Origin of the sequence: Rubrivirga aquatilis (genome assembly GCF_046845665.1) — a bacterium.
Lineage (GTDB): Bacteria > Bacteroidota > Rhodothermia > Rhodothermales > Rubricoccaceae > Rubrivirga.
Map to the genome: position 1 here is coordinate 3,807,144 of NZ_CP177355.1, position 13,490 is coordinate 3,820,633.

The 13,490-nt window shown below is 72.6% G+C and carries 10 protein-coding genes; all 10 read right to left on the bottom strand.

Annotated features, from left to right (window positions below; translation table 11 throughout):
• Positions 1-124: 124 nt before the first annotated feature.
• The 10 genes from ACLII4_RS16890 to ACLII4_RS16935 all read right to left on the bottom strand — a co-directional run bounded on the left by ACLII4_RS16890 (position 125) and on the right by ACLII4_RS16935 (position 13,388).
• Entirely contained in the window at positions 125-1,417 is a 1,293-nt protein-coding gene (locus ACLII4_RS16890) for a hypothetical protein (protein WP_412068565.1), read from the bottom strand.
• A 4-nt stretch (positions 1,418-1,421) separates the two neighbouring features.
• Positions 1,422-3,167, bottom strand: a complete 1,746-nt coding sequence (locus tag ACLII4_RS16895; protein ID WP_412068566.1) for a YfaP family protein — start codon at positions 3,165-3,167, stop codon at positions 1,422-1,424.
• A 147-nt stretch (positions 3,168-3,314) separates the two neighbouring features.
• On the bottom strand, positions 3,315-3,968 hold the full coding sequence (locus ACLII4_RS16900; protein ID WP_412068567.1) for a hypothetical protein: 654 nt from the start codon (positions 3,966-3,968) through the stop codon (positions 3,315-3,317).
• A gap of 53 nt (positions 3,969-4,021) precedes the next feature.
• Positions 4,022-6,202, bottom strand: coding sequence for a T9SS type A sorting domain-containing protein (locus ACLII4_RS16905; protein WP_412068568.1), 2,181 nt, complete (start codon positions 6,200-6,202; stop codon positions 4,022-4,024).
• The gene (locus ACLII4_RS16910) at positions 6,199-7,284 is read right to left on the bottom strand and encodes a peptidoglycan-binding domain-containing protein (RefSeq protein WP_412068569.1); all 1,086 of its coding nucleotides are present in this window, start codon (positions 7,282-7,284) and stop codon (positions 6,199-6,201) included. Before ACLII4_RS16910 ends, ACLII4_RS16905 begins: the two co-directional genes overlap by 4 nt.
• A gap of 11 nt (positions 7,285-7,295) precedes the next feature.
• Positions 7,296-8,141: a hypothetical protein gene (locus ACLII4_RS16915; protein WP_412068570.1), complete on the bottom strand. Its 846-nt coding sequence runs from the start codon at positions 8,139-8,141 to the stop codon at positions 7,296-7,298.
• A complete protein-coding gene (locus tag ACLII4_RS16920; protein ID WP_412068571.1) occupies positions 8,138-8,947 on the bottom strand; it encodes an OmpA family protein in 810 nt (269 codons plus the stop codon). Before ACLII4_RS16920 ends, ACLII4_RS16915 begins: the two co-directional genes overlap by 4 nt.
• Positions 8,948-8,970: 23 nt before the next feature.
• Positions 8,971-9,654: a hypothetical protein gene (locus ACLII4_RS16925; RefSeq protein ID WP_412068572.1), complete on the bottom strand. Its 684-nt coding sequence runs from the start codon at positions 9,652-9,654 to the stop codon at positions 8,971-8,973.
• A 24-nt stretch (positions 9,655-9,678) separates the two neighbouring features.
• Entirely contained in the window at positions 9,679-12,723 is a 3,045-nt protein-coding gene (locus ACLII4_RS16930; RefSeq protein ID WP_412068573.1) for a tubulin-like doman-containing protein, read from the bottom strand.
• A gap of 20 nt (positions 12,724-12,743) precedes the next feature.
• On the bottom strand, positions 12,744-13,388 hold the full coding sequence (locus tag ACLII4_RS16935) for a hypothetical protein (protein ID WP_412068574.1): 645 nt from the start codon (positions 13,386-13,388) through the stop codon (positions 12,744-12,746).
• Positions 13,389-13,490 lie beyond the last annotated feature (102 nt).

Sequence of the window (13,490 nt, forward strand, 5' to 3'; positions counted from 1 at the left end):
TGGCGGGCGGGGACGATCTCGTGGGCTCGTGTGGAGACGCACGCGTAGTCGGCCGCCCCTTGATGCCGGTTCGACGGCGGGTGACGGTTCGCACGCCTCTCGGAAAGCCTCGGCGTCGCAAGGGTCAACCCGCGGGGCCGTAGAGGCCACCGCTGGGGCCTCTCCATCCCCGCTCGGTCTTGGAAAACTCCAAACGCCCGGTCCGCGAATAGGTACGCCCGCTGCGACGCCCGCCGCACGGGTCGCCGATGAGTGCGGTGTGGCTCATGCTCGAGAACTGGATGCACTCGTAGCTCATCTCGTAGTCCATGGTGTAGGTCGCGATCCCATAGACCTCGGCGCGCTGCCCGTTCGTTTTTCGGAAGCTGGTGATGCGGTACCGAGACCCGTAGTTGCGCGCGTCCCGTTCGGCGAGCCGTTCCAGGACGTGGCGGCCGTCTGACTCGGTCGGGATGCCGGCGGCGCCGTCGCGCCAGGTCGGGAGAGACGCCTGGAGCACGTCCGAGCGGAGCCCGGAGTCGCCGGTTGGGGCGGCGGCGAGGGCCGCTTCCGCCTCCTGGACGGCTTCCCGGTAGCGCCCCTGGTCGGCCAGGGAGGCCGCGACCACGTATCGGGCAAAGCCTCGGTCGGGATCCAGCTCCAGGACACGTCGCGCCACGGGCTCGGCGCGCACCGTCGCTCCTGCCTCGAAGAGGGCGTTCATCAGGTTGAGATGGGGAAACAGCCAGTCGGGGTCGAGCGCGGCGGCTCGCTCATAGAACTCGGTGGCCTCGGTGGCGGCGTCTCGGCGGTTTGCTAGCACACCCAAGCTGTTGACGGGGAGCGCCCAGGAGGGGTCGGCGGCGGTCGCGGCGGCATAGAGGGCCGCCGCCGAGTCGGGGCGGCCGGCGCCCTGGACGGCCTGTCCCTGCACGTAGAGCCGGCGCGCCCGGGCGTGGGCGTCATGGGGGGCGAGCGCGGCGGCCAGCGTGGCCCGGCGGGCCATGTCACCCCAGGCGTTGTCGGGGGCCTCGCCCGCTGATCTCCAGCGGTCGAGGTGGCCGTCCAGCGGAGCGACGACCCGGTCGAGGGCGGACGCCGCCAGCGCGGCGACGGCGTCGGGGCCGCCCGTGGCCTGTACGACCGACAAGAGGCTATCGGCCGTGGCCCAGTCGCCCGCGTCGACCGCCCGGAGAAACGGCTCGGCGTGGTCGGAGGCGCGGGCCCACAGCCAGGCGCCGGCCGCGGCGAGCGTGAGGGCGAGGGCGAGCGCAGCCCCAACGCGCCACCCTGCGGACTGTGGGGCCGGCGCGTGCGTGGTCGCTTCTCCTGCCTCAGAAGAGGGGCGGGATGGGATGGACTCGAGGAGGTCGCCGTCGCGGGCGCAGTACTGGGCGTCGGCGGGGTAGGCCTCCCCGCAGGTCGGGCAGCGTTTCATGCGTTCACGGGTGTTCAGGGACGAGCCGGGGACGGGACGGCGGACCGTGTCCGACCGCCTCCCCGGCCTTGCTCAGCGACGCGCGGGGCAGGGGGCTTCTCACAGTGGGCGGCCCAGTGTGTACCTCGCGGACCGAGTAGAGGACCCCCGACCCGTACCGTCGGACCTCGATCTCGGCGACAGGGACGGGGCTCGCGTTGCCATCGGCGCCCTGCGAGACGGTCAGCGTTCGGGTAACGGCGGGATAAGACGTGCCGCCAGCCGTGACCTGCACCCGAGCCGTCTCCGGTAAGGTGCCGAAATAATAGTTGACGCCGACCCAGTAGACGCCTTCCTGGAGCCTCTCGGCCGGGACGAAGTAGTTCTCGGGCCCCTGACCATCGGTGTCGTCGCGGTCCAGCTCTCCCGACAAGCCGAGGGGGTTGGCGTAGAAGACGTGGGTGCCGTCCGGCTCGAAGACGTGGAGGTCGACGTCGGGCTGGTTGCCCCACCGGAGCGTGATGGAGATCGGCCCCGAGCCGACGGCCGCGTCGGGGGGCGGCAGCCGGTCGATGGCGTCGGCGATGTGGTCGAGGATGCGCCGACCGCTCGTGACCCCGTCGAGGTAGTCTGCGACGAAGGCGTGCGACTTCAGCGTGCGGTGGGGAGAGTCGTTGCGCATGGTGGAGCTGAGCACGGGTCGGTTGGTGAAGGCCCGGACGGCGTTGATGACGGCGTCCTCCTGCAGCGTGGTGACGGGGCCGCTGGCGTCACATACGGTCGCGGCCGGGCTCGCCACGCTGACGACGGCGAGGCTGGGGTGGCGGAGGCGACGACAGGCCTCGTTCGCGTAGAAGTTGCCTTGCGAGTGGGCCACGATGACTACCTTGTACCCCTGGTCGAGGTAGCTCTCGTAGGCCTGGACGTGGCTTGCGACGTCGGCCTCGTTGTTCCACACGTCCGCCATCGACGCCTCGGCCGAGCGTTGCAGGAGTTGGTCATCGCGGGCGTCCCCGTCGCGGAACCCTCTCAGAAACTCTGCGAAGGCCCCCCAGGAGTCGGAGAGGGACTGTCCGTTGACCTCCCACACCTGGCGGTGCCACGCCTCGTTCTGGTTGTAGGCGTAGGCTCCGACCACGTCGTGGTCGTCGAAGACGTCGTCGCGGCGCTGGAGGGCGGTCATGAGCGCCTGCGTGTTCAGGATGGCGTCGACCTCATGCGTGAACATGCCGTTGGCGAAGAACACGACGGCACGGTCGCGGTCGGGGCCGGCCCGGCGCTCGGCCGGGGCGCTTTGAGCCCCAGCACAAGTTTCCTGGTCGGACGTCACGAGGCTTACCGTGCCGGAGGCTTGGCCGTTGAGGGCGAAGTAGGCCCTGGTCCGCTCAGGGGTATTGACGAGGACCGCCTCGAGCGTGGCGAAAGCGTCGGGTCCGGCGTCGGCGGCCGCGGCGCAGGCGATGGCGCCGCGGAGCCGTCGGCGCTCGTCGCTCGCGTCGGCCCCGGCGGCGGCGCGGAGCAGCGCGTCCTGCCCGGCCCGTGCGGCGTCGAACAGCGCGTCGCGGACGGGCCCCTCGGGGTAGCGCGTTGCGACCGTGCGCTGGACGTCGTCGCGGACGCCGTCGCCGTCCGCGTCGATGCCACTGAGCGTGGCCCGACCGGGCTCCCCAGGGTCGGGCGGGAGGCCGTCGTCGTCGGCCCCCACATCGCAGCCCGTCGCGGCGAGGATGGCGATGGCGATCAGCGCCGCTCTACGAATCCGGTGTGACATGGTGTACCTGTTCGAGCTTGATCGTCCACGCGCGAGCCGCGACGACCGATGGCATGCGACGAGCCCCTGGGGCGTGGACCATCCCCACCCCGGTGCCGATGGTGGCCCCTCCCCGCGCTCGCGGGAGGGGGCCAGAGAGACGGGGCGTTATCGCCCCATGATCTCGTCGGCGAGGGCGACGGCGACGGCACGGGTGTAGGCCGCCGGGTCGGAGTCGACGCGGGTGTAGGTGCTGCCCCGTTGGCTCGCCTCGCCACGTCCCTCCCACACGACGTCGCCGGACTGGGTGTCCCAGATTTGGGCGAACGCGGCCGTCTGGGCGGCGCCGTGGGCCTCGAGGTCCCCGCTGATCACGTTGCGTCCGGCGACGGCCCCCGCCTCGAAGTCTCCGAGCAAGGTGTAGAGGATGTAGCGCCGGCCCGTGTGCTCGCCGATCTGGCGGAGGAGGCCCGCGTCGATGATCGACGTTTCGCGGTAGCCGCGGAGGGCCTCGTTGTAGTCGCTGGTGAGGTCGGCGTCGTTGATGGCCCGCATGGTCCGGTCCCAGGGGGTGACGTTGATGCCGTACCCCCGCCCGATGGAGTCCATGGCGGCGTTGAGAGCGTTCCCGAAGGGGCGCCGGTAGGCCTCCTGGCCTTGGCCGGCGGTCACGGGGAGGAGGGCAAGGCCGCCGCGGGCGAGGGCGTTGCCGTCGAAAAAGTCGTCGGCGTACTGGGTGTTCGCGGCCGACTGCATGGTGGCTGCGCAGCCGGAGAGGCCGGCGGCCGCGAGGGCGAGAGCGAGGACGAGGGGGAATCGCATGGGACCTACAGTGGGTGGTTAGAAACGGCGCCGAGAGTTGGCGGTGGGGGGGGTCAGCGGGTGGCCTTGACGACCGTGCCGGTGGCGACGCCGGAGGGCGTCGCGACGCGGTAGACGTAGAGGCCTGAGGCCAGACCGGCGCTAGACCAATCGAGGCGAGTGCGCCCACCCGGGAGCGGTCCGTCGTGGAGCGTCGCCACGAGACGGCCGTAGAGGTCGTACACGTGGACGGCCGCCCGTTCGGCACGGTCGAGGTGGACCTGGAGCGTGAGCCGGTCTGAGAAGGGGGTCGGAAAGGCCGATGCCTGGATCCGGCCGGCCGGGAGGGCGGCTGGGGTGCCTGTGACGACGGCAGCCCCGACGAGCACGTCCGCCTGAGCAGCGGGCGAGGCGCCCGCTGCGGTGAGGTAGGCGACCGCCGAGAGGATGCGCGCCGGGCGGCCCCCTCCGTCGGGCCTGACCGGGAAGGCAATGGCCTGCGACTGGCCTGGCGCGAGGGCGCCGACGGACCAGACGGCGATCTCGTTGTCTTCGCACCGGGAGCCGGGACAGTCGAGCGTGGTCTGCTCGTCGAAAGAGAGCACCTCGTCTGGGATCAGGACGGCGACGGAGGCCGGCGCGCTGGTCGATGGCCCCTGGTTGGTGGCCGTGAGCGTGACGGCGACGGTCTGGAAGGGCGGCGCCGCGATGGCGCTCAGTTGGAACGAGAGGGCGAGGCCCGGCTCGCCGGTGACCGAGGCCGCCGTGGCCGCGTGCGCGGCCGTTCCGGCGGCTCGCACGGCCGCGTGGGCCCGGAGCAGCGTGCCCGGCTGGATCCCGGCCGCGACCCGGAAGCGGGCGAACACCCGGCCACCGTCGGCCTCGCCGAACGGGCCGAGCGCCCAGGACACAACAGCCGGGTCGCCTTCGGCGAGCGTGCCGCCGGTGGACGCGGACTCGAACACGAGGCCGTCGGGGACCGGGAGCGAGAGGGCCAGCGCGCCGAGCGCCCCGTCGCTGCGGTTGCCGACGGTGAGGGTGGCCGTGACCAGCCCCCCGGGGACCGCGTCGCCGAGGTGGAGGCTGGCGGAGAGTCCGGGTGCGGGGTCGGCCCGGAAGACGGTCGACGCGGCGTCCGAGACGGCCTGCTCCCCGTCGGCCGCGGTCGCGTGGGCGGACGTCGTCAGCAGGCGGCCGTCGCGCACCCCGCCGTCGGCGGAGACTGGGAGCGCGAGGGTCTGGGCCTGCCCGGGCTCGAGGGTGCCGACGGACCAGACGGCGACCTCGTTGTCCTCGCAGCGGGTGCCGGGACAGTCGAGCCCCGCCTGCTCGTCGAGAGAGAGCACCTCGTCCGGGAGGAGGATCGCGACGGAGACTGCAGTCAGGGGCCGGGGGCCCCGGTTGGCGACAACGAGACGGTGGGGCGACGTCTCGAACGTGTTGGCGGCCGCTTGGCCGGCGTCGGCGGACAGCTGCAGGGGCGAGTCCGTGTAGGCCACAGTGGCGCGGGCCCCGACCGCCTGGGGCGCCCCGGCCGGTTGGGCGGACGCCCCTGCAATGAGGAGGCTGCCGGGGACGCGCTCGGTGGGGATATCGACGACGGCCCAGAGACGCCCCCCCTCCCCTTCCCGCATCGACCCGACGGACCACACGACGGCGCCCGACGACTCCGTGCCGCCGGGCGACGCGGAGCGGAGGGCCGTGCCCTCGGGGATGCCGATGCCCACGGTGGCACCGGCTAGGGGGGTACCGGACCGGTTGGCATAGTCGAGGACATAGGTGACGCGCCCTTGGACCGCGTCGACGGTGGCCGTCAGCGCGGCCGCCATCGGCGCCTGCTCGTCCAGTCGGATGGCGGCCTGGGCCGACTGTCCGGCGCCGGTGGCGGAGATGGCCAGCGTGCTGCCGTCTGGGATTCCACCGTCGGGAGAGATGGGGAGCGTCAGCGTGCGGGCCTGGCCGGGCTCCAAGCGGCCCACGGTCCACACGGCGACCTCGTTGTCGTCACAGCTAGCCCCGGGGCAATCCAGTCCGTCCTGCTCGTCGATGGAACGGACGTTGCCGGGGAGAAGGATCGACACCTGGAGAGAGGGGGCGCCGGCCGTGCCCTGGTTGGCGACGACGATCGACACGGGGATCGTCTCGAAGGACCGGGCGGTGGTTGTGGCAGGGGTCACGAACAGCTGGACATCCTGCGCAAGGGCGGGGCCCGCCGCGAGCGCCAGCAGGGCGAGTGTGTGGATGAGGCGGGTCATCGGTCGGCGTTGAGGAGGATGAGGAGGTCGTCGTCGATGTCTGCCGTCGCGCTCAGCCCGTTGGCGGTGCGGAAGGCCCGGATGCACTGGCGCGTCTGCGGCCCCACGCGGCCGTCGACGTCCCCGCAGCCGAACCCGCGGTCGTTGAGACGGGCCTGGACCCAGCGGTTGCGGTCTCGGCCCGGGGCCGGGACGCCGAGGAGCGGGTCGCTGGGGGGGGGCGCGACGGCGACCGGCGGCGGGTCGGGCTGGGGAGCGGGCCGCTCGCGGATCTGGGGCGGCGGCGGGCTGAAGGCGGGCGGCGGCGTTTGCGCCCGCGACGGCGATGCGCCGAGGGGGAGGTTGAGCCCCACCCGGATGTGGAGGCCGCCGAGCTTGTACGAGGGCGGGTTGGAGGCGAAGCCCGCGCTGGGCAGGCGGCTGGTGCGCTCGGGCATGTCTGCGTCGCGGACGGCGTATTCCCAGGTTTCGATGGGCGTCGCGAGGCGGTAGCCGATTCCCGCGGAGACGGGGCCGGCGACGACGCTGGCCATGGCGTTGAGGCCAAACCCCAGCCCGGTCGCCGTGATCTCCGACTGGGTCTCGTACCGTTCGCCGTCGTCGGGCGAGATCAGGAAGACGTCGCCCTGGCGGGAGCCGACGACGCCCACGGTCCCCGTCGCGAGCCCGACGAGCCCGGCGACGCCGACTTCGACTCCGAGGCCGGACCCGAGGCGGAGCAGGTAGCCCGCCCCGATTTCGCCGGTGGTGATGTCGATGGCGGGGCCGCCGTCGGCGACGGCCGAGTAGAGGAGCGACGTCTCGAGGCCTGCAGCCCACGTGAGCCCTCCCGTGGCCGCCGGGCGATAGCCGACGGCGGCCCCGACGAGCCAGGTGGAGGCGACGCTTTCCGAGGGGTAGTCGATAAAGCTGGGGAACGGGCTCAGGTCGGCGTCGCTTGTGAGTTGGACCGATGTGCCGGCGTTGGCCGCGTCGAGCGGCGCGCGCGTGACGGTCACCCCGGCGTAGCTGGGGGCGAGTTGGGCCTGAGACGCCGGGGCGACGATGAGCCAGATCGAGAGGAGCGTGAGCAGTCGGAGCATGAGCAGCGGGGTCATTGGAGGAGGAGGAGTTCGACACGGCGGTTGGCCGCCCGGCTGGTCGGCGAGTCGACCGCGGCGACCGCCTCGCCAGCCCCGAGGCCGTCGGCGTACACGGGGACTGTGGACCGGAGGCGGTCCTGGAGCGCGTCCCGGACGGCGAGGGCGACGTCGAGACTCCGGGCGATGTCCGCGCGGGGGTCGCTGGAGGCCGACGTGTAAGCGAGGACGTCGACGGCGGGGACCCTGTCGAGGGCGGATGCGATGGCGTCGAGGAGGGGGCCGGCTTGGGGTCGGAGTCGACCGGAGGCGTCGTCGACGAGTGCGTCGGCCGGGAGCACGAGCCGGACCGCGAACTCGTCCTCGCCGAGGCGGACGACGTCGCTGGCGACGAGCCCCGCGGGGGTGACCAGCTGGTCGGCCGTCGCCTGGAGCCGATCCGCGTGCAGGCTCAGCGCTTGCGCGCCGGGGCACCCGTCGGGCGGGCCCGCAGTCCAGCACTGGCGCTCGGCGAGACGGGCCTGTCGGCTGAGGTGGTCGGTCTCCCGTTCCAGGGCGACGACGAGGTCGATGCGCGCCGCGTCGAGAAGCGGCCCGCGAACGCCGAGGCGCCGTTCGACGTCGGCGTGCCGACGGAGCGCCCGGCGACACGGCGCGGTGGTGGACCCGGCGACGGAGGCGGCGGCGAGGAGGACCCAGGCGGTGCGCTCGGCTGGCAGGGCGCCGTGGCTGTCGAGGTATCCGAGGGCCGCCCCGAGCGTGGCCCCGCCGAGCGTCTCGGCCGGGCAGGACTGGACGAGCCGCGCCGGAGACGCGCACCCGGCGAGGCACGCCGCGAAGACGACGACGGTGCGGGTCATGCCTGGGTGGGCGCAATGAGGACCTCGATGCGGCGATTGCGCATGCGTCCGGCCGACGTGCTGTTGGTGTCGACGGGAGTCGTCTCGCCGTACCCGAAGGCCTCGATGCGCGCCGGGTCGACCCCGCGTGCCGCGAGGTAGTCGGAGACGGCGTGGGCCCGGTCCTCCGAGAGGAGTTGGTTAGTGTGGTCCGACCCGACGTTGTCCGTATGGCCCTGGATCTGGACGACGCTGTTGGGGCTGGCGACCAGGCTGGCGGCCAGCTCGTCGAGAACAGCCTTCATGGCGTCGCTGGGCTGCGCCGAGCCGGACGGGAAGGCGAGCGTGCCGCCGATGGGGACCCGCACGATGCGGTTCTCGAGGACCTCCACCTGTCCGATCTCGACGTAGCCTCCCCCGGGGATGTCCCCGGAGGGCGGCGCATCGCCGACGACGGTGGCGTCGTCGTCCCGCCAGGTGTCCTGGGCGTCGGGTCGGGTCTCGGCGGTCGCGACGCGTCGCCGGAGGGCGGCGTTGGACTGCTCGAGGGCGGCGAAGCGGGCGTCGAGTTCCTCGCGCTGGCGCATGGCCTGCTGGCAGAGGTAGAGCCCGGCGCCGCCGCCCGCGACGGCGCCGGCCATGGTGCCGGCCGTCTTCACGCGGCCGTTGCCTCCGGCGGCGTCGGAGACGAAATACCCGCCGGCGGCACCTAGGGCGAGGCCGCCGAGCGTCTGGCGAGCGCAGGGGCCGGTGGCGGACTGGAGGGCCGCGCAGCCGCCGAGCGTGGCGGGCGCGAGGAGGGCGAGGAGGAGAGGGAGGGTGCGCATGGTGTCGGGGGGGTGCGGGAGGCTCAGCCTCCCTGGCAGATGGAGAATTCCGAGCGGAGCCGCTCGATCTCCGTGTAGCAAGCGGACGACCGGTCGGCGTCCCGGAGCGCCGGGCACTCGTCGACGGTGAGCTGAGTGATGCGGCGGGCATAGCCCGAGCAGTCCCTCGCCGGTGCGGGCGGCGGGCGGGCGGCGGGTCGCTCCACGACGACCGGGCGGTCGATGTAGACGGGCCGCTCGACGATGCGCTCGACCACCTCAGGAGAGGGTTCGGGCGGTGTCTCGGGGGGGACCGATGGGTCGACGGCCCGGGGCTCCGGGTCCACGGAGTCGTCCGGAGGGGCCGGCGGACCGGATTGGTCGACCGTGTTGGGCGGGGTCGACGGAGGGGCCAGAGCGAGCGAGTCAGGGGGGATGCTCGCCTCGTCCCCGACGGCGACGCTGGGCGGAGGGGATGGACCCACGAGCCCGAGCGCGCGCGCTCCGGCGAAGCCGCCGCCGCCGAGGACCCCCAGCGCGACGACGACCAGCGCGGCGATCCGGGCTCGAGGGTCACGGAGTAGGCTGGGCCCGTCGGCCGAGACCGGCATGAGGTCGAACCCACACTCGGGGCAGACGAAGTCGGCGCCTTCGGCGACGGCGTGGGGCGTCCGCGCGACGTGGTGGTCGCACGGGTCGATGTCGTTCGTGCAGAGGCCGGTCATCATGACGTCGGGGGCTACGGTGTCGGTCTAGGCGAGGCGAAGGATGGGCTTCGTCTCTCGCGCGGCGTCGGCGTAAGCCCCGGCCTCACCGTTGCGTGCGACGGCCTTCACGCCTTTCGCCTCCTCCACGACGCGCTGGAACACGGCCTTCCGCGCGGCGGCGGGCTCGAACTCGAGGCCGCCCAAGCGCTCGCGGACGGCGGCCTCGAGCGTCGGGGCGAGCTGGGCCGGGAGCCGCTCCTCGGCATCGAGCAGCGAGCCGCCGAGCGCGACCTCCGCCTCAGGCAGGCCGTCCTCGTCGAGGATCTCGTAGACCCACGTCGGTCGCCCGGCCTCGTCCTCGTGCTCCTCGAAGAGGTCCAGCGCGCGGCCGAGCAGGAGCCATGGCCGCTTGGCCTCGTTGACCACCTGGACGCTCGGGAGGAAGAGGTGCGGCAGGTGCGAGCCGTCGTGCTCGGTGTGGATCTCGAGCGTGGCCTGGGCGCCGTCGGCGCACCGCTGCTCGTAGGCCTGGCGCAACACGCCGACGGGCCCGAGGTATCGCGCCGGCATCGAGGTGGTGACGTTGAGCACGACGATCTCGTTGGACCGCGTCGGCGAGGTCACGACGTCCGGCGTGACGCCGGGCGGCACGGCGTTGCGGAGGGCGGCCTCGAGGCGCCTCCCGAACTCGGGGTGCTCGTCGGTCTCCGGGAGGATCACCGTGAACGTGGTGAACTTGCCGGCCCGGCCCGGAACGGCCCGGGCTTCCTCGTCGCCGCTCAGCGTGGCGAAGGCGCGGGACTGCCGGACGATGGACTCGAAGTACTGGTTGAGCCGGGCCGTGTCCGACCCGAACCGCTCTTCGAGTCGGTCGAGGATGGACACGCCGAGGAGCGCCGGTCCGCCGTCCGAGCGCGCCGCGTCGTGGGCGGTCTGCACGTTTTCGGCGCCCTGTTTTTCGAAGAGGCTGACCACCGTGCTCACGGAGGCCGCCGCGTTGAGCGCCGTGAACGTCGACTCGGCCCCGGCGACCTGCGTGAGCGCCCGGCGGACGGCCGCTGTCTGCGTCCGCTGCGCCCCCTCGTCCCGGACCAGCCGGTGCCCGAGCCCCTTGACCTTCTCGGGATCGTAGAACCGGACGGTCTGCTTTTGCACGTCGCCCTCGCCGTCGTCGGTGAGCCGGGCGGCGGCCTCGGCGCGGAACACGTCGAGCGCCTGCTGGAGCGTGCTCTGGGACTCTTTGACCTCGCCGCGGAGCACGTCGAACTCGTCGCGGAGCGAGCCCAGGAGCGTCTTGGCGAACTCGAACGCGAGGATCCGGGTGCGCGCGAGGTAGTGCTGCTGGAGGACCTGGGCCTTTTCCTTGGCCAGCCGCTCGAGCTTGTTGAAGAACACCGGGATGACGCCCGTCTTGGCGAACTCCGCGTCGAGCGCCGTCGCCTTCTCGCCGTAGCGCTCGGCGATGCCCCGCTGCTGCTCCACCTTGTCGTCGAGGGCGCGGTGGCGCTCTTCGAGCTCGCGGGCGACGTCGCCGAGCATCTCGGCCGCCTCGTCGAGCGAGAGGTCGCCCTGTGTCCACCGCTCGAACAGCTCGGTCTCGACGGTGGCGCGGACGGCCTGGACGTGGCGCTTCCGAATCCTGGCCCGCTCGACGTAGAACGTCTGGACGCCCTGTTTGCGGAACTGCTCGGAGAACCGCTTTTCGAAGAGGACGCCGAGCTTGTCGGCCCACTGCCGCTTGTTCTTGTCCTGCTGGACCATGAGCAGGTACGTCTGTGCTGCGTGCTGCCACTCGGCGTCGAGCGGCTTCCAGGTCCGGTTGGCCCGCTCGTCGTCGAGGATGCCCTCGGACAGGGTGAGGTGGGCGTCCGAGATCCGCCAGCGGTTCTGGGTCTCCGGGCTCCGCACGAACGAGTCGTGGGAGCGGGCCGGCGGCTGATCGCTGTAGCCGACGGCCTCGGACCAGTGGTTATGACGGAGCTGGAGCGCGGCCTGCTCGGCGAACGCGTACGTGAGGTACTCGAGGATCTCCTCCTCGGGGTAGGACACGGTCTTGACCCCGAACGTGGCGAACCGGCGGGCGCGGGCCGGCGCGCCGCCGGTCGTGTCCTGCTCGGTCCCGAGCCCCTGGCTCCCCAGCTCGTAGCGTTCCTGGCGGTCGAGCGCGTCGAGGCCCGAGGCCCCGACGTCGGCGGCCGTGACCGTCTTGTGGAACAGGAACGACGCGACGACCTCGGGGAGCGCCTTGTCCACGTCGACGCGGTACCCCGCGGCGTTTTCGTCCGTGAACAGGTAGCACACGTTGTACGGGTCGGCCACGTCGAGCCGCTCGGCCACGCGCCGGTACCCGTCGGTGGTGAGGCGGTCGCCCGAGATGTCGTGGGGCGCCCACTGACCGATGGCGAGGGCGTTGAGTTCGCGGAGCGCGGCGAACCCGTTGGCCTGGTAGTTAGGCCCGGCCCACGTCGCGTTCGGGTTCCGCTCCGGGAGGAGGGCGTACACCAGCGTCTTTTTCGAGGCGTCTCCGTAGGCCGCTCGGAGTTGCGCGAGCACGTCGACGACGGTGCCGCCGCCGGTCCCGCCAGCCAGCCCGCACACGACGTGGAACGTGACGGCCGTGCTGCCGCCCCGCGTCATCTCGTTGACGATCTGCTGGACGGCCCCGTTGAACTCCTTGACCTTGTTGGCGAATAGGAACCGCCCGAGCCGCCGCTTCTGGCCGCCCATCACCTGGGCCCCCTGCATGGACTGGAGGATGTCCGCCCAGGCGTTCTTGTCGCCGAGCCAGGGGCTCACACCGGGGTACTCGGCGGCGTTGTCGATGACGGACTTGATCCCGAGCGAGCCGGCGATGTTGAGCCGGCTCTGCTTCGGGAGCTGGACGCTGCGCCCAAGTGTCTTCCACGACGGGTCGCCCGTCTCCATGAGCGTCCCGTCGGTGTCGACGTAGAGGAAGCGGAGGTTCACGGCGTCCGGGTCCTCCGTACGCAGGGTCTGGTAGACCTGCTTGCGGAGCGCGCGGATGACCTTGCCCCCGGTGCCTCCGAGGCCGATGATCAGGTGGTTCGCTTTGTCGGTCGAGTCGGGCATGACGAGAAGACGAGGGGTTGTTAGGCGGCGAGGTCGCGGCGGGCGGACCACGCGAGGGCGGCGAAGGCGGTGATTTGGGCGAGGGCCGCGACGCCGACCCCCGACCAGAAGAGGGTGCGGAGGAGGCCGGCCGGGCGGTCGACGACGTGAGACCGGAGCACGGCGTAGGCGGCGTCGGAGGCCACGGTCGCCTGGTCCGACACCCCGTCGGCGAGTGCGCCCGTGGGCATGGGGGCGGACTGGCGGGCGTAGGCGACGAGGCGGGCGAGGTCGGGCCGAGACGTCGCGAGCTGGCCCTCAAAGGCGCGGACCGCTCCCCCCCCGGCGCGCTCGACGAGGTCGGCGCGGGTGTCGGCCGAGTCCGCCCACTCGGCGTCGAGGGCCGCCCCGACGCCGCGCGCCACGGCGGTGCCGTACGCGACGAACGGGAGCGTCAGCGCGACGCCGAAGGTGACCGCCGCCGCCACGGCGCAGAGCGCGTGGTGGTGGGGCCGGACGGCGAAGGCCCGGTTCCAGAGCCTAGTGTGGCGCGCGGCGGCGGCCCACCCGGCCACGGCCACGACGGCAGCGACGGCGACGGCGGCAAGCGGTGAGGGGACCGGGACCGCCGTCGCGGCGTCGGCGACGGCCGAGCCCCAAGCTTGGAGGAAGGAGAGCGTGTCCATGACGGCGGTGTCGTTCGCCGCTCACGGTAGGCGCCCTCAGGCAACCCTCATGGTGCGATCGTCCCCGAGAAGCGCCTCATGCGCCGTCTGTCGGGGGAGGAT

Excerpts from the sequence above, each read along its gene's own strand:
- ACLII4_RS16890 (WP_412068565.1), bottom strand. The coding sequence starts at position 1,417 with ATGAAACGCTGCCCGACCTGCGGGGAGGCCTACCCCGCCGACGCCCAG.
- ACLII4_RS16895 (WP_412068566.1), bottom strand. The coding sequence starts at position 3,167 with ATGTCACACCGGATTCGTAGAGCGGCGCTGATCGCCATCGCCATCCTC.
- ACLII4_RS16900 (WP_412068567.1), bottom strand. The coding sequence starts at position 3,968 with ATGCGATTCCCCCTCGTCCTCGCTCTCGCCCTCGCGGCCGCCGGCCTC.
- ACLII4_RS16905 (WP_412068568.1), bottom strand. The coding sequence starts at position 6,202 with ATGACCCGCCTCATCCACACACTCGCCCTGCTGGCGCTCGCGGCGGGC.
- ACLII4_RS16910 (WP_412068569.1), bottom strand. The coding sequence starts at position 7,284 with ATGCTCCGACTGCTCACGCTCCTCTCGATCTGGCTCATCGTCGCCCCG.
- ACLII4_RS16915 (WP_412068570.1), bottom strand. The coding sequence starts at position 8,141 with ATGACCCGCACCGTCGTCGTCTTCGCGGCGTGCCTCGCCGGGTGCGCG.
- ACLII4_RS16920 (WP_412068571.1), bottom strand. The coding sequence starts at position 8,947 with ATGCGCACCCTCCCTCTCCTCCTCGCCCTCCTCGCGCCCGCCACGCTC.
- ACLII4_RS16925 (WP_412068572.1), bottom strand. The coding sequence starts at position 9,654 with ATGATGACCGGCCTCTGCACGAACGACATCGACCCGTGCGACCACCAC.
- ACLII4_RS16930 (WP_412068573.1), bottom strand. The coding sequence starts at position 12,723 with ATGCCCGACTCGACCGACAAAGCGAACCACCTGATCATCGGCCTCGGA.
- ACLII4_RS16935 (WP_412068574.1), bottom strand. The coding sequence starts at position 13,388 with ATGGACACGCTCTCCTTCCTCCAAGCTTGGGGCTCGGCCGTCGCCGAC.